Below are 19730 nucleotides of genomic sequence, written 5' to 3'. Positions count from 1 at the left end.
ATGTCAGGCCGCCAGGACCTAGGAGGCTTCGGTGGGAAGTGCGGAGACGACCGTCCTGGTTGCCGATGACCAAGCGATGATCCGTGCCGGACTGGTCGCGCTGCTGTCCAACGAACCGGGTCTGCGGGTCCTCGCCGAAGCGTCGGACGGCGACTCGGCGGTCGCGGCGGTGCGCCGCAGGCGCCCGGACGTGGTGCTGCTCGACGTGCGGATGCCGGGCAAGGACGGCATCGCCGCGGCGCAGGAGATCCTCGCCGAGACCGGTGGTGCGACGGCCGTGATCATGCTGACCGTGCACGACCTCGACGAGTACGTCTACGGCGCGCTGCGCGCCGGGGCCAGCGGCTTCCTGCTCAAGGACGCCAGCCCCGAGGAGCTGGTCAAGGCCGTGCACACGGTCGCCGCCGGGGAGGCGCTGCTGGCGCCCCGGGTGACCAAGCGGCTGCTGCAGCGCTTCGCCGCGCTGGGCGTGCGGGACGCGCGCAGCGAGCTGTCGGTGCTCACCGAGCGCGAGCTGGACGTGCTGCTGGAAGTCGCGCGCGGCGGCTCCAACGCCGAGATCGCGCGCAACCTCGGCCTGGCCGAGCTGACCGTGAAGTCCCACCTGTACCACGTGATGCAGAAGCTGCAGATCTCCTCGCGCACGCAGCTGGTGATCCTCGCCTACGAGACCGGACTGGTCTGCCCGGGGCAGGACAACGCACGCTCGCCGACCCAGGTGTCGGCGTAGCGGTCACCGCGGGTGGCGACCCTCGCTCGAGCGGGCGGCCGCGGAGTGTCTAATGGGGACATGCACGGCTCGGGACAGCAGGAACTGAAGGTCGGACTCGTCGGCTACGGCTCGGGCGGGTCGATCTTCCACGCACCGCTGATCACCGCTCACCCGCGGTTGCGGTTCGACGCGGTGGTCACGGCCAACCCCGAGCGGCAGGCGCAGGTGCGCGCCGACCTGCCGGGCACCGAGCCGGTGGACGACCTGGACGCGCTGTTCGCGCGCCGCCCTGACCTGGTGGTCATCACCACGCCCAACCGCACGCACGCCGAACTGGCGAAGGCCGCGCTCGACGCGGGCTTGCCGGTGGTGGTGGACAAGCCGTTCACGCCGACCGCCGAGGAAGGCCGCGCGCTCATCGAGCACGCCCGCGAGCGGGGCCTGCTGCTGACGGTGTTCCAGAACCGGCGTTGGGACAGCGACATCCGCACCGTCCGCGCCGTGCTGGAGAGCGGCGAGCTCGGGCGGGTGCACCGCTTCGAGTCCCGCTTCGACCGCTGGTCGCCCCAGCCCAAGCCGACCTGGCGCGACTCCGGCGGCGCCGAGGACGTGGCCGGCCTGCTCTACGACCTGGGCAGCCACCTCATCGACCAGGCGTTGCAGCTGTTCGGCCCGGTCACCTCGGTCTACGCCGAGATCGACCGCCGCAGGCCGGGCGTGCGCGCCGACGACGACTCGTTCGTCTCGCTGACCCACGCCGGCGGCGTCCGCTCGCACCTGTGGATGAGCAAGCTCGCGGCGGTGCCCGGTCCGCGCCTGCGGGTCCTCGGGGACCAGGGCACGTTCACCAAGCACGGGACCGATCCTCAGGAGGCCGACCTCCGCGCCGGCAAGCGCCCGGTCGACGACGCGTGGGGCCGCGAGCCCGAGGAGATCTGGGGCGAACTCGGCGATGGCGAGACCACCCGCACGGTCCCCAGCGAACGGGGTGACTACCTGGCCTTCTACGACGGGGTCGTCGAGGCGCTCACCGGCCACGCCCCGGCCCCGGTGGACCCCGCCGACGCGGTGACCGCCCTCGAGATCATCGCCGCAGCCCAGCGCTCAGCGGACAGCAGCACGGTCGAGCGTCTCCCTTGAGAGGTCGAAGGTTCTTCTGCTCAGCGGTGCGGGTGGCAGAACCTGAGCGGCTCCGTGGCTCCGGTGCGCCACTCCTACGTTCAACACGGCGTCGGGACGTACTCGCCACGAAGCCGCTCAGAACCCGCGGCGATGCCGGTTGGATCTCACACCTGAGGACGGCGGCTCCGCCGCAAGCCTCACAGACCTCAGCGCCTCGTCGTGAACCCTTGCCGCGGCATGCCGATCACACTGCGTGAAGTCGTGCCGGCCGCGTAGCCACGGGCACCTGGGGCGGTGCCAGCCGAGTTCCACCTGGAACAGCGGCTCTCCTCCCGCCGATCACGCCGCAGGCCTTGGCCCGCGTCCCAACTTGCGCGTTGGTGGCGGGCGACCACGCTGAGTGGTGTGAATCGACTTCGGGGAGTCGGGGATGAGCAGTGAAGCGCAGGTCACCGAGCCGGGGTGGACGATGACGCCGGCGGTGAGCGAACACCTGGACCCGGGGGAACTCGACCGGTTGCACCTGTGGTGGCGCGCGGCCAACTTCCTGTCGGCGGGCCAGATCTACTTGATGGACAACCCGCTGCTGCGGGAGCCGCTGCGGCCGGAGCACATCAAACCGCGCCTGCTGGGGCACTGGGGGACCACCCCCGGTCTGAACTTCGTCTACGCGCACCTCAACCGCGCGATCCGGCTGCGCGACCTGGCGATGATGTACGTGATCGGCCCTGGCCACGGGGGCCCCGGGTTGGTCGCGGCGGCGTGGCTGGAGGGCACCTACAGCGAGATCTACCCTGACGTCGCGCAGGACACCGAGGGCCTGAAGCGGCTGGTCACGCAGTTCTCCTTCCCCGGTGGCATCCCCAGCCACGTCGCGCCGGAGACACCGGGCTCGATCCACGAGGGCGGGGAGCTGGGCTACTCGCTGTCCCACGCCTTCGGGGCGGTGTTCGACAACCCGGACCTGATCGTGCCGTGCATCATCGGCGACGGCGAGGCGGAGACCGGGCCGTTGGCGACCAGCTGGCACAGCAACAAGTTCCTCAACCCGGCCACCGACGGTGCGGTGCTGCCGATCCTGCACCTCAACGGGTACAAGATCGCCAACCCCGCGGTGCTGGCGCGCATCCCCGACGAAGAGCTGCTCAACATGCTGCGCGGTTTCGGCTACGAGCCCTACCTGGTCGCCGGCGACGAACCCGCGCCGATGCACCACCTCTTCGCCGCGACCTTGGACCGCTGCCTCGACGAGATCGCGGCCATCCAGCGGCGGGCCCGGCGCGAGCAGAGCGCGCAGCGGCCGCGGTGGCCGATGATCGTGCTGCGCACCCCGAAGGGCTGGACCGGACCCGACACCGTCGACGGCAAGCACGTCGCCGGGACCTGGCGGGCGCACCAGGTGCCGATCAAGGACCCGTGGCACAACCCGGAACACCTGTGGCTGCTGGAATCTTGGATGCGCAGCTACGAACCCGGAGAGCTGTTCGAGGCCTCGGGAGCGCCGGTGCGCTCGATCCGCGCCAACAACCCGGCCGGCAACCGGCGGATGAGCGCCAGCCCGCACGCCAACGGCGGGCACCTGCTGCGCGCCTTGCGGCTCCCGGACTTCCGGGACTACGCCCTGGAGGTCGAGCACCCCGGCGCGACGACGGGGGAGGCGACGCGGGAGCTCGGCCGGTTCTTGCGCGATGTGCTGCGGTTGAGCGAGAACGAGCGCAACTTCCGGATCTTCGCGCCGGACGAGAACAACTCCAACCGGCTGGGTGCGGTGCTGGAGGCGACCTCGCGCGCCTGGACGGCCGAGATCCTCCCCGGTGACGACTCGTTGGCCGGTGACGGCCGGGTGATGGAGGTGCTCTCCGAGCACACCTGCCAGGGCTGGCTGGAGGGGTACCTGCTCACCGGCAGGCACGGTTTTTACTCCTGCTACGAGGCTTTCGCGCACATCGTGGACTCGATGGTCAACCAGCACGCCAAGTGGCTGAAGGTGGCCGGGCAGCTGGCGTGGCGGCAACCGATCGCCTCGATGAACTACCTGCTGACCTCGCACGTGTGGCGGCAGGACCACAACGGTTTCTCCCACCAGGACCCGGGGTTCATCGACCACGTGGTGAACAAGAAGGCCGAAGTGGTGCGGGTGTACCTGCCGCCGGACGCCAACACGCTGCTGTCGGTGGTCGACCACTGCTTGCGCAGCCGCGACTACATCAACGTCGTCGTGGCCGGCAAGCAACCCGCGCCGCAGTACCTCGACATGGAATCGGCGGTGGTGCACTGCACCAAGGGGATCGGCATCTGGGACTGGGCTTCGAGCGACGGCGACGGTGATCCGGACGTGGTGATGGGGTGCGCCGGTGACGTGCCCACGATGGAGACGCTGGCGGCAGTGGACCTGCTGCTGCGGGAGTTCCCCGACCTGCGGGTCCGCGTGGTCAACGTGGTCGACCTGATGCGGTTGCAGGACGAGCGCGAGCACCCGCACGGGTTGTCCGACGCCGAGTTCGACAGCCTCTTCACCCGCGACCGCCCGGTGATCTTCAACTACCACGGCTACCCGTGGCTGATCCACCGCCTGACCTACCGCCGCCACAACCACGAGAACATGCACGTGCGCGGCTACAAGGAGGAGGGCACCACGACCACCCCGTTCGACATGTGCGTGCTCAACCAGATCGACCGGTTCAACCTCGCCATCGACGTCATCGACCGCGTGCCCCGGCTCGGTCCCCGCGCCGCCTACGCGCGGGAAGCCTTGAAGACCAAGTTGATCGAGCACCGGCACTACGTCTCCACGCACGGCGAGGACATGCCGGAGATCCGGGAGTGGGTGTGGCCCGGCCGGTGAGGGTGCTGACGGTCAACACCGGTTCCAGCAGCCTCAAGCTCGGGCTCCTCGACGGCGACGACCTCGTCGACGAGCGGCACGAGGAGCGGTGGGACGGCGAGCCGGCGCCGATCGCGGACTTCCTCGACCGGCACGGCGCCGAGGTCGTCGGGCACCGGGTGGTGCACGGCGGCGACCGCATCATCGAGGCCACGGTCGTCGACGACTCGGTGCAGGCGTACTTGGAGTCGCTGACCGAACTCGCCCCGCTGCACCAGCCGCGCGCGATCGAGGGGATCCGCGTGGCCCGACACCTCGCACCCGAGGTGCCTTCGGTGGTCTGCGTGGACACCGCCTTCCACGCCCGGTTGCCCCCCGCGGCGGCCACCTACCCGCTGCCGCGCGAGTGGAACGAGCGGTATTCCTTGCGGCGCTACGGTTTTCACGGTCTCTCGCACGCCTACGCGGTCCGGCGCGGAGCGGAGCTGGTCGGGATGCCCGCGGGGCGTGGGAAGGTGCTCAGCTGCCACCTGGGGGCCGGGGCCTCGATGGCGGCGGTGCTCGACGGACGCTGCGTGGACACCACGATGGGCTTCACGCCGGAGGAAGGGCTCGTGATGAACACCCGCAGCGGCAGCGTCGACCCCGGCCTCCTCGGCTGGCTCATCAACACCAGAGGCCTTGCCCCGCAGGAGGTCTTCGAGGTCTTGGCGAAGCGCTCCGGGATCGCCGGACTGGCCGGCGGGTCCGGCGACCTGCGCGACGTGCTCGACGCCAGGGAGAACGGCGATCACGACGCCGCAACGGCTTTCGACGTCTACCGGCACAGCCTGGTGCGGCACGCCGGGGCGATGCTGGCGGTGCTCGGTGGCGTGGACCTGCTGGTGTTCACCGGCGGGGTCGGCGAGCACCAGCCGACGGTGCGTGCCGCGGTCGGCCGGGCCCTGGTGTTCGCCGGGGCCGCCATCGATCCCGCGCGCAACATCCACGCGGGTGAGGGGGAGATCAGTGCCGCCGGGGCTGCCGCGCGCAGCGTCGTGGTGCGAGCGCGGGAAGACCTGGAGGTCGCGCGGGAAGCACGCGTCGCGGTCGCACTGCGTTCCTGAGATCGCCGTTGTTCACCCGTCCGTGTTGATTTCTAGTCCGAACGGCGCCGTCCCGCCCGTGCGGAGGAGTCCCGGCCTTGTCGCGTTTGCGCTGGATGGGCAGTCCGGCACAGTTGACGTGGCGCAACATTCGGAAACCGTGCGGTGACGAGTTCGCGTTGACACGGACACAAGGGAGTCCTACCGTCACTGCCCAACCGCATCACCCTAATGGGCGATGCTCTAGGGGAGGTTTGGGCCATGGCCAGGACCGAAATGTCCCGACGACAACTGCTCCGCGCCGGTGGAGCCGCGGCACTCGCCCTGCCTGCCGCAGGCCTCCTCGCCGGGTGCAGCTTCACCGAACCCGGCACCGGCCAGCCGACCGGCTCCCCGGTGGACCGCCTCAAGCAGCAGGGGTACGCGCGGATCGCGATCGCCAACGAACCGCCTTACACGCAGATCAACCCGGACGGCAGCGTCACCGGGGCCGAACCCGACGTCGTCGCCGCCGTGCTCAAGCGCATGGGCGTCCCCCGGATCGAAGGCGTCGTCACCCCCTACGAATCGATGATCCCCGGGCTCAACGCGGGCCGGTGGGACATCATCGCCGCCGGGCTGTTCATGAAGCAGTCCCGGTGCAGCCAGGTCCGCTACTCCGAGCCGCAGATCGTCTCCACGGAGTCGTTCGCCGTGCCGGTGGGCAACCCGAAGAACTTGACCACGGTCGGGGCGGTCAAGGCCGACCCGGCGCTGAAGATCGCGGTGTTGCCAGGCGGTTTCGAGGACGGTGCCCTCAAGACGGCCGGTGTTCCGGCCGCGCAGGTCGTCAACGTCCCCGACGGTCGCAGCGGGATCGAGGCGGTCCTGGCCGGCCGGGCTGACGCGTTCTTCCTGCCGACCCTGTCGCTCAACGCGCTCAAGACCGAGGGCATCGAGATCACCGGTGCCATCACCGACGTGCAGCAGACCGGGTCCGGCGCCGGGTTCCGGCAGGCGGACGCCGACCTGGTCGCCGCCTACGACGAACAGCTCAAGGCACTCAAGGCCACCCCGGAGTTCGACCAGATCCTCGCGAAGTGGGGCTTCTCCGGGGAGGCGGCGCGGTCGGTCACCCGCGAGCAGCTCTGCTCCGTCGCGGGCTAGACGCCCATGTCGGAGATCCTCCCGTACTTCCCGCTGCTCGGCGAGGGCCTGCTGATCACCATCGCGCTCACCCTCGCCGGCACGCTGCTGGCGGTGGTCGTGGCCTTCGTCGCCGGCATCGCCCGGATGTCGCGCCGCCGCTGGGTGCGCTGGCCGGCCTCGGTGTTCATCGAGGTCTTCCGGGGGACGTCGATGCTGGTGCAGCTGTTCTGGTTGTTCTTCGCCCTGCCGTTCTTCGGCGTCCAGCTCGTCCCCTACGCCGCGGCGATCCTCGCCCTCGGGCTCAACGAGGGCGCCTACGGCGCGGAGATCGTGCGCGGTGCCATCACGGCGTTGCCGCGGGGTCAGCGGGAAGGAGCCATCGCGCTGAGCCTGAGCCCGTACCAGCGGATGCGGTTCGTCATCCTGCCCCAGGCGGTTCCGGCGATGATCCCGCCGTTCGGCAACGTCATGGTCGACCTGCTCAAGAACACCTCGCTGGTGTCGCTGGTGACCGTGGCCGACCTGACCTTCACCGCGCAGATGGTCCGCAACACCACCGGCGCCACCGCGGCGGTGTTCGGCACCATCCTGGTCCTCTACTTCGTGGTCGCCTACGTCCTCTCGCTCGGCTCGTCCTGGGTGGAGCGGAAGGTGGACCCGACCCGTCCTGCGCAGGCGCGGAGCTTCTGGCAACGGGTGCTGCCGGATCGGTGGGTGACGTCGTGATCTGGGACTGGTCGTTCGCCGCGCAGATCCTGCCGTTCCTGCTGCAGGGCCTGTGGGTCACCGTGCGGATCACGCTCATCGGCATGGCGATCGCGCTGGTCGTGGGGCTGTTCGTGGCGGTGGTGCGCTACTCCGGTGTTCCGGTGATCAGCAAGCTGTTCACCTTCTACGTGCTGTTCGTGCGCGGCACCCCGCTGCTGGTGCAGGCCTACTTCGCGTTCTTCGTGCTGCCGAGCGTCGGCGTGCAGTTCTCGCCGTTGATCACCGGCATCGTCGTCATCGGCCTCAACTACAGCGCCTACACCGCCGAGGTCTACCGGGCGGGGATCCAGAGCGTCGCGGTGGGGCAGTGGGAGGCGTGCACCGCGCTGAGCCTGTCGACCTGGCAGCGCTGGCGTTTCGTGGTGCTGCCGCAGGCGATCCGCGACGTCATCCCCGCGCTGGGCAACTACCTCGTGCAGATGTTCAAGGACTCCGCGATCCTGCACGCCATCACGGTCTTCGAACTGCTCGGCCACGCGACGGCCGTCGGGTCCAGCAGCTACCGCTACTTGGAACCGATGACCATCGCCGCCCTGCTGTTCCTGGCGGTCAGCCTGCCCGCCGCGTGGCTGGTCACAAGATTGGAGCTGCGTCTTGCCCACCCCAGATGAGGCGATGATCTCCTTCGCAGGCGTGGGGAAGTCCTTCGGGGACAACCACGTGCTGCGCGACCTCGACGTGACCGTGGCGCCGGGGGAGAAGGTGTCGATCATCGGGCCGAGCGGTTCCGGCAAGACCACCATCCTGCGGCTGCTGATGACCTTGGAGAGCCCGGACACCGGGCTGGTCGAGGTCGACGGCGAGCCGCTGTGGGACTGCCGCGAGGGTGCCCGGACGGATCTGAAGAAGCAAGCCGAGGTGCGGCGCAAGATCGGCATGGTCTTCCAGCACTTCAACCTGTTCCCCCACATGACCGTGCTGGACAACGTCACCCTCTCACCGGTGCGGGTGCTGGGCATGGGCCGCGAGGAGGCTGGGCAGCGCGCCGTCGACCTGCTGCAGCTGGTCGGCCTGGAGAAGCACATGTCGCACAAGCCGGGCCAGCTCTCCGGCGGTCAGCAGCAGCGCGTCGCGATCGCCCGCGCGCTGGCGATGCGCCCGAAGGTGATGCTCTTCGACGAGGTCACCTCCGCGCTCGACCCGGAGCTCATCGGCGAGGTCCTCGCGGTCATCCGCGACCTCGCGCACACCACGGCCATGACGATGCTGCTGGTCACCCACGAGATGCGCTTCGCGGAGGAGATCTCCGACCGGGTGCTGATGTTCGACTCCGGGTCGGTGATCGAGTCCGGGCCACCGGCCCAGATCCTCCAGCACCCCCAGCACGAGCGGACCCGGCGCTTCCTCAAGGCCGTCCTCGAGCGCAAGTGACCGCCGCTCAGGCGGTCAGCTCGGCGAGCAGGCGGTAGGAGCGGAGACGCTCGTCCTGGTCGTGGCCCGTCGTGGTCACCAGGAGTTCGTCGGCCGCCGTCGTGGCGAGGAGGTCTTCGAGGGCCGGCGCCACGTCGTCCGGGGTGCCGTAGGTGTGGCCGCGCACAGCTCGGGTGAAGTGGGTGCGCTCGCGGTCGGTCATCTCGCGGGCGAGGACGCGGTCCGGATCCTCCAGCGGCGGGAACTCGCCTCGGGTGCGCGACCACACCCCGGCCCACGCCTCCGGGACGAGCAGGCGGCGGGCGTCCTCCGTGGTGTCGGCGACCGCGACGGAGCGCGCGAGCACCACGTACGGCTCTTCGGCGCGACGGGAGGGGCGGAAGTTCTGCCGGTAGTCGTCGATCGTGCGCAGCACCTGCTGCTCGCCCAGCGGTGAGGCGATGACCAGCGGCAGACCGAGCTCGGCTGCGCTGGTGGCGTTGCGGGTGGCCAGCACGAACACCGGCAGGTCGAGCCCTTCGGCCGGGACCGCGTGCACGCCCCCGATGCCGCCGTCGAGGTAGGCCAGCAGGTCGGCCAGCTGCTCGGTGAAGCGGCTCGCGTCCTCGGCGGCGAGCGCCTTGCGGATGGCGCCGGTGAAACCCAGCGACCGGCCCAGGCCCACGTCGACGCGGTCGCCGAACAGGGAGGCCAGCACGCCGAACTGCTCGGCGACCACCAACGGCTGGTGGTTGGGCAGCATGACCCCGCCGGAGCCCACCCGGATGCGGCTGGTCGCCGCGGCGACGGCCGAGGCGAGGACGGTGGGGGCGGCTCCGGCGACACCGGGCACGCCGTGGTGCTCGGCGACCCAGAACCGGTGGTAGCCGAGGCGCTCGACCTCCTGCGCGAAGCGCACCGTCTCCCGCAGCGCGTCCTGGGCGTTGCCGCCGACGCGGAGGTGCGAGCGGTCGAGCACGGACAGACGAGGACTCACGTCAACTGCAACGCCTGCCGGAACCAGAGATTCCGGCAGGCGCGCACGAGCTTCACCGGGCCTTGGGAAGCAAGATCCACAGCGCGATGTAGACCACGAACTGCGGGCCCGGCAGGATGCAGGAGAGCACGAAGGCAAGCCGCACCAAGAACACCGGCAGACCGAACCGGTGGGCGAGGCCGGCGCAGACTCCGGCGATCATCTTTCCGTTGCGAGGACGCTCCAATGCCGTCATGTCCCCAGCCTGCCCGCGTGCCGACGATCTCGCCAACGCGCGCCTCGCGCGAGCACCGGCTCGATGGCAGGTTGGGGGAGTGGACCTGCGGGAAGTGTCGCGCGATTTGCTCACCGGTGATCCGGTGGGGTTCGTCACCGCACGCGACGAGGCCGCCGCGCGCGCCAAGGAATCCGGTGACGCCGAACTGGCCCGGCACATCAAGAAGCTGCGCAAACCCACCACCGCCGCCTGGGCGGTCAACCTGCTGGCCGACCGCGAGCACGACGAGTTGCGCGCCCTGCTCGACCTCGGGGAGCGGCTGCGCAGCGCTCAGCGCGAACTGCGCGGTGACGAGCTCCGCGAGCTCGCCGCCGAACGCACCAGACTGCTCGACCGGCTCACCGGCCTGGCGGTCGACCTCGCCGCCGAGCGCGGGCAGAAGATCGCTGAGAGCGGCCGCGAGCAGATCACGCAGACCCTCACCGCGGCCCTCTCCGACCCCGAGGCCGCTCGCCAGGTCGAGGAGGCGACGCTGACCAAGCCGCTGGAGTACAGCGGCTTCGGCCTCGACGACCTCGCCGTCGCGGCGGTCCGCAGGCAAGCCGGCAACGGGGCCGGGAAGTCCCGCTCGAAGACCGGCGGGTCCGGTGCGAAGACCAGGAGGTCCCGCTCGAAGCGGCGCGAGGAGGACGGGGACACCGGCGAGGCCGAGCTCGTCGAACTGCGCGACCACCTCAGCCGGGCCTCGAACCGGCTCGACGAGACCGCAGAAGACCTCCGCAAGGCCGAACGGGCGGAGCAGGAGGCCCAGGAGCGCTGCGAACGACTGCGGGAGGAGCTCGCCGAGGCCGAGTCCGAGCTCAAGGAGCGCCGCCGCGAGACCAAGACCGCCCGCCACGAGCACGAGCGCGCGAGCAAGGCCAGGGACCAGGCCACCAAAGCCCTCGACGAGCGTTCGTGAGGTCTTCGCGGAGGGAGTGCGGCGCGTGGCGAAGCGGGTAGCGGAGACCCGGACGGGAAGCTCCGCGGCTCCGCCTCCTGCGGACACGCGGCGTCACGGCGGTGATCGGCACGAATCCGTTCCGAAGGTCCTAGCTCTGATCGAGGTTGTCGATCTCGATCGGTGCGATCCCCTCGTCTTCGGGGAGGTCGAAGCCGAACACGCGGGAGTAGAAGTAGAGCTCGGCGTCCAGCGCGCGGCGGATGTTCTCGGTGCGGCGGAAACCGTGCTGCTCGTCCGGGAAGAGCAGGTAGGCGACGGGAACTCCGCGCTCGCGCACGGCTTCGACGATCAGCTCGGACTGGTTCGGCGGCACGACGACGTCTTCACCGCCCTGCAGCACGACCAAGGGCGTGCGGAGCTGGTCGACGTGCGTGATGGGCGAGCGTTGCACGAAGGTTTCACGGTCCTGCGGGTACTGCCCGATGAGCCGGTGCAGGTACTGCGACTCGAACTTGTGGGTCTCCTGCACGAGGGCCTCCAGGTCGGCCACGCCGAAGTGGTCGGCGCCGGCGGAGAAAGGCGTGTCCGGCCGTGCCAGCGCCGCCAGCGTGGTGAACCCGCCGGCTGAACCACCGCGGATCGCCATGCGGTCCGGGTCGACGCGCCCGGCTTCGGCCAAGGCTCGTGCGGCAGCCGTGCAGTCGGCGACGTCGACGACACCCCACGCGCCGTGGAGCTGTTCGCGGTAGGCGCGACCGTAGCCGGTCGAACCGCCGTAGTTGACGTCGACGACGCCGACACCACGGCTCGTCCAGTACTGCACGCCGACGTTGAGGACCGGCTGCGCCATCGACGTCGGTCCACCGTGGATCGTCACCAGCAGCGGTGGCAGTTCCCCTTCCGGAGCGGTGTGCGTTCCCGTCGGCGGGTAGTAGAGCGCGTGTCCGGTGCGCGGAGCTCCTCCGGCGTCCACCGACGGGAACGCGAAGCTCTCCGGGCGCGCGAACAACTCCCGGTCGAGGCCGAGATCGCGCGGGGCCCGCGCCGTCTGCGCGGTGGCTTCCGGCGAGGGAACCACCCGGTGCACGCCGAACTCCTCCGCTGGACTGCCCGCGATGAACACGACCGTGCCCGAAGCGTCCGGTCGGACGGACCGGAACACCGAGAACGGCAGGTCCAGCTCGGTGATCTCGCCGGTCGTCTCGCGCACCGCCAAGCGGTCGAACCCGTCACGGACGGCGGCGAACACGATCCGGCCGTCCGGGAGGACGGCGTACCGGGACCCGCCCAGCTGCCAGCCCGGCACGCCGATCTCGGCGTCGACCTCGACGAGGGCCTCCACCGCGGCGCCGGGCCGCCACCGGTAGAGGTTCCACCACCCGGTGCGGTCGGAGAGGAAGGTCAGCGAGCCGTCCGGGTGCCACTGCGGTTCGGAGACCGACTCGCCCGGGCCGCCCGCGACGACCTCCTCGGCCCCGGTGGCCAGGTCACGCACCCGCAGCACCGTGTCGTCCCACGGCATCGAGGGGTGCTCCCAGCTGATCCAGGCGAGCCGGGAATCGTCGGTCGACAGGCGAGGGGCGGCGACGAAGTCGTGGCCGCTGACCAGCACCTCGGGCGTGGAGGCCGCGTAGGCGTCGAGCCGAACGACCTCGTTGCGGACCTCGCGGGCCGGGCACCCGGCGGAGGGGTGGTGCTCGCGGACGGCGACCACGAACCTGCCGCTGTGCGCGACGTCGCCGTCGGCGTAGCGGTCACCGCGCGGCACCTCCGGCTCCGGGGTGAGGGCGACGGCCTCGCCGTCGCGCCGCTGCAGGCGCACGCGCTGGTCGGCCCAGTCGACGTACCAGACGCTCTCCGGGTCGCCGGGGTGCAGCCACCACGCCCCGCCGCCGTACTCGTGGACCGCGGTGCGGGCGTTGGCCTCGGCGGGCAGAAGCTCGCAGCGGACCCCGTCCGAGGTCAGGCGTACCAGCTGGGTCCGGCCACCCTCGTCCGGCCGGCTCTCCGACCACACGATGCCGCTGCCACCCGGCGCGTCGTAGGCGGCGACGGACCCGAACCCCGTCGCCGCTCTCGTCACGAGTTCCGAGGTCACCGGTGTGGGCCACGACCCGTACCCCAGCGATGCCTTCGACATGGTCCTCCTCCGCGGGCTGCCCTCGGCGCCCGGAACGACGATCTGAACCGTGGTGGATCTCCGGCCCTCGGCCGACAGGTCCGGCCTGCAGGCCGGACCTGCAGCTCAGAACCCTGGTCTACGTGACGAACACCGACCTGTCGAGCCGCACCCTCCCGATCCCGGAGGTCTGCGGTAGGAGCGTCGGTGCGTGGAGCCGCAGGGAACCGAACGTTGTCCGGTATGTCGTGAACGTCCACAAAAAGCCTTGCCGGCTCGGGGAATTCGGTGGAAAACGGTGACTCGAACGTGTCCTGGGGTCGTGTTCGGGTGCTTAGTGTCGCGCCACAACTTCGTCGTGGAGGTGGAGCGTGGGAGCGCCAGCGGGCATCCGGCGGATGCGGGTCGTGCTGATGGTGATGCTGCTGCTGATCGGCATCGTCAACTACGTCGACCGCAGCACGCTGGCCATCGCCAACCACAGCGTGCAGCAGGACTTCGGCATCGGTCCGGCCGAGATGGGCTTGCTGCTGTCGGTGTTCTCCTGGGCGTACGCGTTCGCCCAGCTGCCCGCCGGGGGACTGCTCGACCGGTTCGGGGCGCGGCGGGTGCTCGGTGGAGGGCTGCTGCTGTGGTCGGTGGCGCAGGCGTTCTGCGGCCTGGCGGCGAACTTCAAGCAGATGCTGCTCGGCAGGGTCGTCCTCGGGCTCGGTGAAGCGCCGGCGTTCCCCGGAGGGGCGAAGGTGGTCTCCCAGTGGTGGCCGCGCGCATCGCGCGGGTTTCCCGTCGGGTTGTTCAACGCCGCCTCCACCATCGCGCCCGCGATCGCGCCACCGCTGCTGACCTGGCTGATGCTGGCCTACGGGTGGCGGACCATGTTCGTCGTGGCCGGTGCGGTCGGCATCGTGCTCGCGCTGGTCTGGTTCGGCGTCCACCGCGACCGGGCGCCGTCGACCGACGAGGAGCGGCCGGTGCCGGTGTCGGTCCGGGAGTGGGCGGGCCTGCTGCGGCACCGCACGACCTGGGGCATGGTGCTGGGCTTCACCGGCGTCATCTACTCCATCTACCTCTACCTGACGTGGTTGCCGGCCTACCTCGAGAGCGAGCGCGGGCTCAGCGTCGCCGACACCGGGATCGCGCTGATCGTTCCGTACCTGGCCGGAACGCTGGGCATGCTCGCCGGTGGTGGCTTCGGAGATCTCCTGGTGCGGCGAGGAGTTCCGACCATGCTGGCGCGGAAGATCCCGATCTGCACGGGACTGCTCGTCGGCGGGCTGTGCACGATCCCCGTGGCGCTCACCCCCAGCACCACGCTGGCGCTGGTGTGCATCTCGCTGGCGCAGTTCTTCATGAACTCCGCGAGCGCCGGAGCCTGGTCGCTGGCGGCCACAGCGGGTAGCGAGCGGATCACCGCGTCGCTGGGCAGCCTGCAGAACTTCGGCGGCTACTTCGGCGGCGCCTTCGCGCCGCTGATCACCGGCATCCTCGTCGAGGAGACCGGTTCTTTCGTGGTGGCGCTGCTGGCGGCCAGCGGCATCGCGATCCTCGCCGCGCTCAGCTACGCCTTCCTGGTCGCGAAGCCCGTGGGCACCCCCGACCTCCACGAGGTCGCGGAAAGAACGACGTAAGCGACGAAAAGATTACTTTTCGGCCCGAGTGCTGTTCGGGCGCTTACGTTGGCCCCTCTTCGTACGACAAGCACAACCACGAGCAAGGGTGCCGACGATGGCAGATCGCAACGAGGCGAGCTCGGTGAGCCCGGCGAAGGCGTTCCCCGACAAGTACATCCCGCAACCGCAGGTGCGCGACCTGCCGGAACCGCCGCGCAACCAGTGGCGGCTGATCGGACCTGGCATCGTCGCCGCCGGTGTCGGCCTGGCCAGCGGTGAGTTCATCCTCTTCCCCTACATCACCTCGCAGGTCGGGCTGACCTTCGTGTGGGCGGCGCTGCTGGGCTTGATCACGCAGTACTTCCTGAACATGGAGATCGAGCGCTACACCCTGGCCACCGGTGAGACCGCGGTGACCGGCTTCAGCCGGCTGTGGAAGCACTGGGGCCTGGTGTTCGCGATCATGGCCTACTTCGCCAACCTCTGGCCCGCGTGGGCGACGAGTTCGGCGACGCTGATCACCTACGCGGTCGGCGGCGACAAGTCCGTCGTGGCCGTGGGGATCTTGGTGCTGGTGGCGCTGATCCTCACCCTGGCGCCGGCCGTGTACACCGCGCTGGAGCGCGCGGAGATGCTCAAGGTCGCCGCGGTCGTGCTGCTCATCGCGATCGGCTGCCTGTTCGTCATCGGCGCCGAGACCTGGCAGGCACTGCCGACCGTGGTCACCGAACCCGGGTTCCCGGCTGCCGAGCTCGGTTTCGCCGTGCTGATGGGCGCGCTCGCCTTCGCCGGTGCCGGTGGCGGCCAGAACCTCGTGCAGAGCAACTGGATCCGCGACAAGGGCTTCGGGATGGGGCACTACGTCCCGAAGATCGTCTCCCCGCTGACCGGTCAGGCCGAGGCGCGCGGACAGGCCGGCTTCATCTTCCCGGCCACCGACGAGAACCTGGACCGCTGGAAGGCCTGGTGGCGCTTCGCCAACAAGGAGCAGCTGATGACCTTCGTGGCCATCACGTTCCTGTCCATCATGTTCATGTCGTTGCTGGCCTACGGCACCGTCTTCGGTCACCCGGGCCTGGAGAACGACGTGTCGTTCCTGCGTGTCGAGGGCGAGAAGATGTCGGCCACGGCCGGCGGCTGGTTCGGCTACTTCTTCTGGGTCGTGGGCGCGTTCTCGTTGTTCGCGGCGGCGTTGGGCATCGTCGACTACACCAGCCGCCTGGCCGCCGACGTGCTCAAGACGAGCTACTTCCCGGACGCCTCGGAGAGCAAGATCTACGCGGTCCTGGTGTGGGGCCTGTGCATCATCGGCACCGTGGTGATCGTCGCGGGCATGGGGCAGCCGCTGCTGCTGGCCACCATCGCCGCCTGCACCGGCGGGCTCATGATGTTCATCTACTCCGGCCTGCTCATCGCCATCAACCGCAAGATGCTGCCCGCCCAGATCCGCATCTCCGGCGTTCGCCTCGGCGCGCTGATCTGGTCGATCATCCTGTTCGGCGTGCTGGCGGTGCTCACCGTCCACCAGCAGATCGACAAGCTCCTCGGCGGATGATCTCGTCAACCGCCCGGTAGCGGGACCTGAGCGGCTTCGTGGACCTCGTGCGCCGAGCCTGTTCCATCTCAGGCGTCGCGGCGCCACGGAGCCGCTCGGGACGGTGAGGGTGAGCCCCGTGTCCGGGAGCGTCTGAAGCGGAAGCCTCCGGTCGCTCGGACCGGAGGCTCCGCCGTGCGGGGATCGAATGCTCCACGTGCCAGCGCGGAGCGCCCGCCGGCACGTCCAGGATACCGCGCCCACCTGTGGTGGCGCCTGTCTGCGCGCCCGGGGCGCGGGGCGAGCCGTGTCCAGCCCCGGCCACGGCTGTGACGTGGCGCAGGAGTCCCCACGACGCCCGACGGCACGACACCGCGACCGCTCCGAGGAGCCCCCTGCGGGCCTCGGGAGCGCGGTCGCGGCGGGTCGTGCGCGGTGAGGTCACATCGTGGCGGCGCCGGACTTGATGGCTTCGCGGATGCGGAAGTACGTGCCGCAGCGGCAGATGTTGCGGAGCGAGTCGAGGTCGGCCTCGGTGATCTGGCGTCCCTCCTCCGAGGCGCGGCGCACCAGGGCCACCGCGGCCATGATCTGGCCCGGCTGGCAGTAGCCGCACTGCGCCACGTCCTGCTCCAGCCACGCCTCCTGCATCGGGTGCAGCTCGGAGTCGACCGTGGCGGGCAGGCCCTCGATCGTGGTGACCTCGTCCTCGGCGGAGAGGTCGCCGACCGGGACCGAGCAGGGGTTGAACGCCTTGCCGTTGATGTGGCTGGTGCAGGCCTTGCAGACGTTGATCCCGCAGCCGTACTTCGGCCCGGTCACGCCCAGCAGGTCGCGCAGCACCCACAGCACCCGCACGTCGTCGGCGACGTCGACGGTGACCTGCTCGCCGTTGAGTCGAAAGGTGTGCTCAGGCACGGGGATTCCTCCAGGTCGTCACTGCGCGTGGCGCAGGCCGTCGGTGGGCGACTGCGGGATCGGCGGGACGTTCGGCTTCGGCTCGAACGACAGCGTCCCGTGGTTGATCGGGAAGCTCGTCGGCATCGACCCGGTCGCGCGGGCGTAGGCGCAGGCCACCGCCGCCTGGGCCGAGGCGACTCCGAGCTCGCCGGCGCCACCGGGCTTGCCGGTCGTCGGCGGCATGATGATGATCTCCAGCTCCGGCGGCGAGTTCCACTGCCGGGTGTAGAAGTAGTTGTCCCAGCTGGCTTCCAGGAAGTGCCCGTCGGTCAGGTGCAGGCTGGAGGTCAGCGCGTTGGCGATGCCGTCGTTGATGCCGCCCATGACCTGGGCCTCCAAGCCGCGCGGGTTGACCGCGAGACCGATGTCCACCGCGCACACCGCCTTGGTGACCCGTGGTCCGGCCACGCCGTCGCGGATCGGCCGGTTCACCGTCTCCGGCGTGCAGTCGACCTCCACCAGCGTCGCGATCGTCGACCGGTACTCGGAGTGCACCGCGATGCCCTGCGCGGTCCCGGCCGGCATCGACCGGCCCCACCGGCCGGCCTCGGCGACCTGGTCCAGCACGGCGGTGAGCCGCTCCTCCTGCAGGAACCGCTGGCGGAACCGGTAGGGGTCCTCGCCCATCTTCGCCGCCAGCTGGTCGACGATCAGCTCGCGCGCGGTGGTGACGTCGGGGGAGTAGATGTTGCGCATGCTGCCGGTGTTGAAACCCTTGTCGGTCTCGTTGAGCAGCTGCGTGGTCGCCCCGAACCCGTAGGGCATGTTCTGGGTGAACGTGAAGATGGTCTGCGAGAACGACGCGTCCATGACCGGCAGCTTCGCCGCGCTGGCGGTGATGATCTCGCCGAAGCCGTGGCTGAAGTCGGTGAAGACGCTGGTGTGCCGCTGCTCGTAGCTGAGCACGTTGTCACCGGAGACGCCCACCCGCACCCGTGAGGTCGCCATCGGGTGGGTGCGGCCCTGGCGCGAGTCGTCGGCGCGGTGCCACATGAGCTTGACCGGCTTGCCGAGCTTGCGGGAGATCTCCGCGGCCTCCACCGCGCCGTCGTTGAACAGCTTGCGCCCGAACGACCCGCCGCCCTCGGTGACGTGCACCTTCACCGCGTCGAGCGGGATGCCGTACTCGGCGGAGATGGTCTCCTTGGTGACGATCGGGTTCTTCTGCGCCGACCAGATCTCGGCCCGGTCGCGCCGCACGTCCGCGATCGCGCAGTTGGTCTCCAGCGCGCTGTTGCTGCGGAAGTGGAAGGTGAAGTCACCCTCCACACTGGACTCGCCCTTCGGCGCCACCAGCGGGGCCTCGGCCGCCCGCAGCTCGGCGAGGACGGACTGGTCGGACTTGCCCTCGGCGGTGCCGGGCTTCCAGTCGACGTCCAAGGCCCGCACCGCGTCGATGCACTGGCCGAAGGTCTGGGCGCGCACGGCGACCCCGGTGGAGATCGCCACGACGTCGGTGACCCCGGGCATGGTGGCGACCTCGTCGAGGTTGCGCACCGAGCCGACCTTCCCGTTGATCGTCGGCGGCCGGCACACCATCGTCGGCAGCGCGCCCGGGATCGTGAGGTCCATCGCGAACTTCTTGGTGCCGGTCACCGCGGCGAGCGCGTCCACGCGGTTGTGCGGCTTGCCGATGACGCTGAAGTCCTCGGCGGGCTTGAGCTGCACCGGGACCTCTTCGGTGCGCACGCTCGCGGCCTTCTTCGCGAGATCGCCGATGCCGATGGTGTTGCCCAGCAGGTCGGTGACGACACCCTGCTTGAGCCGCAGGCTCGACACGGACTGCTCCAGCTCGATCGCGGCTGCCTGCAGCAGCCTCCCGCGCGCCACGGCGGCGGCGACCCGGATCGGCGTGTAGGTCGACAGCGTGGTGCCGGAACCGCCGGTGATCTGGTTGAACACCAGCTCGGGCCGGGCGTCGGCGAGCGAGACGTGGACGTGCTCGACCGGCACGTCCATCTCCTCGGCGATGAGCATCGCGGTCGAGGTGGTGATGCCTTGGCCCACCTCGGCGCGCGGCAGCTCGAAGGAGACGGTGCCGTCGGTGTTGACCGTGACGGTGATGAGGTTGGCCGTGGGAGCTGCCGAGTACTCCAGCATGTCGCTGAGGTCGGTGATCTCGGCGATGGCGGGGGACGGAGCCGGCGGCAGGCCTTGTGCTTCGGCGGTGGGCGCGCGCAGGTTCAGGTCGGCGGCGGCCACCAGCGTCGGCGCGGCCAGCACGTAACCGAGGAAGCCCCGGCGGCCGACGGTGCGGGGCTCGGCGGGTGGAGAACCGGCGGGCTGCGACGAATGCGGTGAAGATCGGTCCGCGGTCGTCATCTCGCTCCCCTCACGCCGGGCGCACGCGCGGCGCCTGCG

General features: G+C 70.2%; 16 protein-coding genes. 11 read left to right on the top strand and 5 right to left on the bottom strand.

Features of this window, described 5'->3' with window-relative positions; translation table 11 throughout:
• Window positions 1-31: 31 nt before the first annotated feature.
• From EIL87_RS18710 to ehuA, 8 genes are all read left to right on the top strand, one after another.
• Window positions 32-730 (top strand): response regulator, encoded by a 699-nt coding sequence (locus EIL87_RS18710; protein ID WP_125091852.1) that lies wholly within the window; start codon window positions 32-34, stop codon window positions 728-730.
• 60 nt (window positions 731-790) lie between these two features.
• Window positions 791-1852: a Gfo/Idh/MocA family protein gene (locus EIL87_RS18705; RefSeq protein ID WP_125091851.1), complete on the top strand. Its 1062-nt coding sequence runs from the start codon at window positions 791-793 to the stop codon at window positions 1850-1852.
• Window positions 1853-2303: 451 nt separating this feature from the next.
• The gene (locus tag EIL87_RS18700; protein ID WP_125092045.1) at window positions 2304-4679 is read left to right on the top strand and encodes a phosphoketolase family protein; all 2376 of its coding nucleotides are present in this window, start codon (window positions 2304-2306) and stop codon (window positions 4677-4679) included.
• Complete coding sequence (locus tag EIL87_RS18695) at window positions 4664-5764, top strand: acetate/propionate family kinase (protein WP_125091850.1); 1101 nt, start codon at window positions 4664-4666, stop codon at window positions 5762-5764. The genes EIL87_RS18700 and EIL87_RS18695 overlap by 16 nt, the downstream gene beginning before the upstream one ends.
• A 240-nt stretch (window positions 5765-6004) precedes the next feature.
• Entirely contained in the window at window positions 6005-6889 is an 885-nt protein-coding gene (ehuB, locus tag EIL87_RS18690) for an ectoine/hydroxyectoine ABC transporter substrate-binding protein EhuB (RefSeq protein WP_125091849.1), read from the top strand.
• A 6-nt stretch (window positions 6890-6895) separates the two neighbouring features.
• Window positions 6896-7597: an ectoine/hydroxyectoine ABC transporter permease subunit EhuC gene (gene ehuC, locus EIL87_RS18685; protein WP_125091848.1), complete on the top strand. Its 702-nt coding sequence runs from the start codon at window positions 6896-6898 to the stop codon at window positions 7595-7597.
• Window positions 7582-8250, top strand: coding sequence for an ectoine/hydroxyectoine ABC transporter permease subunit EhuD (gene ehuD / locus EIL87_RS18680; RefSeq protein ID WP_233576362.1), 669 nt, complete (start codon window positions 7582-7584; stop codon window positions 8248-8250). Before ehuC ends, ehuD begins: the two co-directional genes overlap by 16 nt.
• A 4-nt stretch (window positions 8251-8254) precedes the next feature.
• Complete coding sequence (gene ehuA, locus EIL87_RS18675; RefSeq protein WP_125092044.1) at window positions 8255-9010, top strand: ectoine/hydroxyectoine ABC transporter ATP-binding protein EhuA; 756 nt, start codon at window positions 8255-8257, stop codon at window positions 9008-9010.
• 7 nt (window positions 9011-9017) lie between these two features.
• On the opposite strand, the gene EIL87_RS18670 is transcribed toward ehuA, so the two are convergent.
• Window positions 9018-9986, bottom strand: a complete 969-nt coding sequence (locus EIL87_RS18670; RefSeq protein WP_125091847.1) for an LLM class flavin-dependent oxidoreductase — start codon at window positions 9984-9986, stop codon at window positions 9018-9020.
• A gap of 52 nt (window positions 9987-10038) precedes the next feature.
• Complete coding sequence (locus EIL87_RS18665; RefSeq protein WP_125091846.1) at window positions 10039-10221, bottom strand: PspC domain-containing protein; 183 nt, start codon at window positions 10219-10221, stop codon at window positions 10039-10041.
• A gap of 79 nt (window positions 10222-10300) precedes the next feature.
• Between EIL87_RS18665 and EIL87_RS18660 the strand changes: the two genes are divergently transcribed.
• Entirely contained in the window at window positions 10301-11164 is an 864-nt protein-coding gene (locus tag EIL87_RS18660; RefSeq protein WP_125091845.1) for a hypothetical protein, read from the top strand.
• Between the two features lie 130 nt (window positions 11165-11294).
• On the opposite strand, the gene EIL87_RS18655 is transcribed toward EIL87_RS18660, so the two are convergent.
• On the bottom strand, window positions 11295-13286 hold the full coding sequence (locus EIL87_RS18655) for a S9 family peptidase (RefSeq protein ID WP_125091844.1): 1992 nt from the start codon (window positions 13284-13286) through the stop codon (window positions 11295-11297).
• Window positions 13287-13636: 350 nt separating this feature from the next.
• Between EIL87_RS18655 and EIL87_RS18650 the strand changes: the two genes are divergently transcribed.
• Window positions 13637-14893 carry an MFS transporter gene (locus EIL87_RS18650; protein ID WP_199740500.1) on the top strand — a complete coding sequence of 419 codons (1257 nt, stop codon included), beginning with the start codon at window positions 13637-13639 and terminating at the stop codon, window positions 14891-14893.
• Window positions 14894-14990: 97 nt separating this feature from the next.
• The gene (locus EIL87_RS18645; RefSeq protein WP_125091843.1) at window positions 14991-16430 is read left to right on the top strand and encodes an Nramp family divalent metal transporter; all 1440 of its coding nucleotides are present in this window, start codon (window positions 14991-14993) and stop codon (window positions 16428-16430) included.
• A gap of 420 nt (window positions 16431-16850) precedes the next feature.
• Here the strand turns inward: EIL87_RS18645 and EIL87_RS18640 are convergent, their stop codons facing one another.
• Together EIL87_RS18640 and EIL87_RS18635 are read right to left on the bottom strand one after the other, a co-directional pair.
• Complete coding sequence (locus EIL87_RS18640) at window positions 16851-17327, bottom strand: (2Fe-2S)-binding protein (protein ID WP_125091842.1); 477 nt, start codon at window positions 17325-17327, stop codon at window positions 16851-16853.
• An 18-nt stretch (window positions 17328-17345) separates the two neighbouring features.
• Window positions 17346-19691 carry a molybdopterin cofactor-binding domain-containing protein gene (locus EIL87_RS18635; protein ID WP_125091841.1) on the bottom strand — a complete coding sequence of 782 codons (2346 nt, stop codon included), beginning with the start codon at window positions 19689-19691 and terminating at the stop codon, window positions 17346-17348.
• Between the last annotated feature and the right edge of the window lie 39 nt (window positions 19692-19730).

The organism is Saccharopolyspora rhizosphaerae (assembly GCF_003931915.1).
GTDB lineage: Bacteria > Actinomycetota > Actinomycetes > Mycobacteriales > Pseudonocardiaceae > Saccharopolyspora > Saccharopolyspora rhizosphaerae.
Note: the sequence above shows the minus strand (reverse complement) of the source record. Positions and strands in the feature narration are given on the sequence as shown.

What these genes read in the sequence shown, in the direction of transcription:
- ehuB (WP_125091849.1), top strand. Translation starts at nt 6,005, where the DNA reads ATGGCCAGGACCGAAATGTCCCGACGACAACTGCTCCGCGCCGGTGGA.
- EIL87_RS18700 (WP_125092045.1), top strand. Translation starts at nt 2,304, where the DNA reads ATGACGCCGGCGGTGAGCGAACACCTGGACCCGGGGGAACTCGACCGG.
- ehuC (WP_125091848.1), top strand. Translation starts at nt 6,896, where the DNA reads ATGTCGGAGATCCTCCCGTACTTCCCGCTGCTCGGCGAGGGCCTGCTG.
- EIL87_RS18665 (WP_125091846.1), bottom strand. Translation starts at nt 10,221, where the DNA reads ATGACGGCATTGGAGCGTCCTCGCAACGGAAAGATGATCGCCGGAGTC.
- EIL87_RS18645 (WP_125091843.1), top strand. Translation starts at nt 14,991, where the DNA reads ATGGCAGATCGCAACGAGGCGAGCTCGGTGAGCCCGGCGAAGGCGTTC.
- EIL87_RS18705 (WP_125091851.1), top strand. Translation starts at nt 791, where the DNA reads ATGCACGGCTCGGGACAGCAGGAACTGAAGGTCGGACTCGTCGGCTAC.
- EIL87_RS18635 (WP_125091841.1), bottom strand. Translation starts at nt 19,691, where the DNA reads ATGACGACCGCGGACCGATCTTCACCGCATTCGTCGCAGCCCGCCGGT.
- ehuA (WP_125092044.1), top strand. Translation starts at nt 8,255, where the DNA reads ATGATCTCCTTCGCAGGCGTGGGGAAGTCCTTCGGGGACAACCACGTG.
- EIL87_RS18655 (WP_125091844.1), bottom strand. Translation starts at nt 13,286, where the DNA reads ATGTCGAAGGCATCGCTGGGGTACGGGTCGTGGCCCACACCGGTGACC.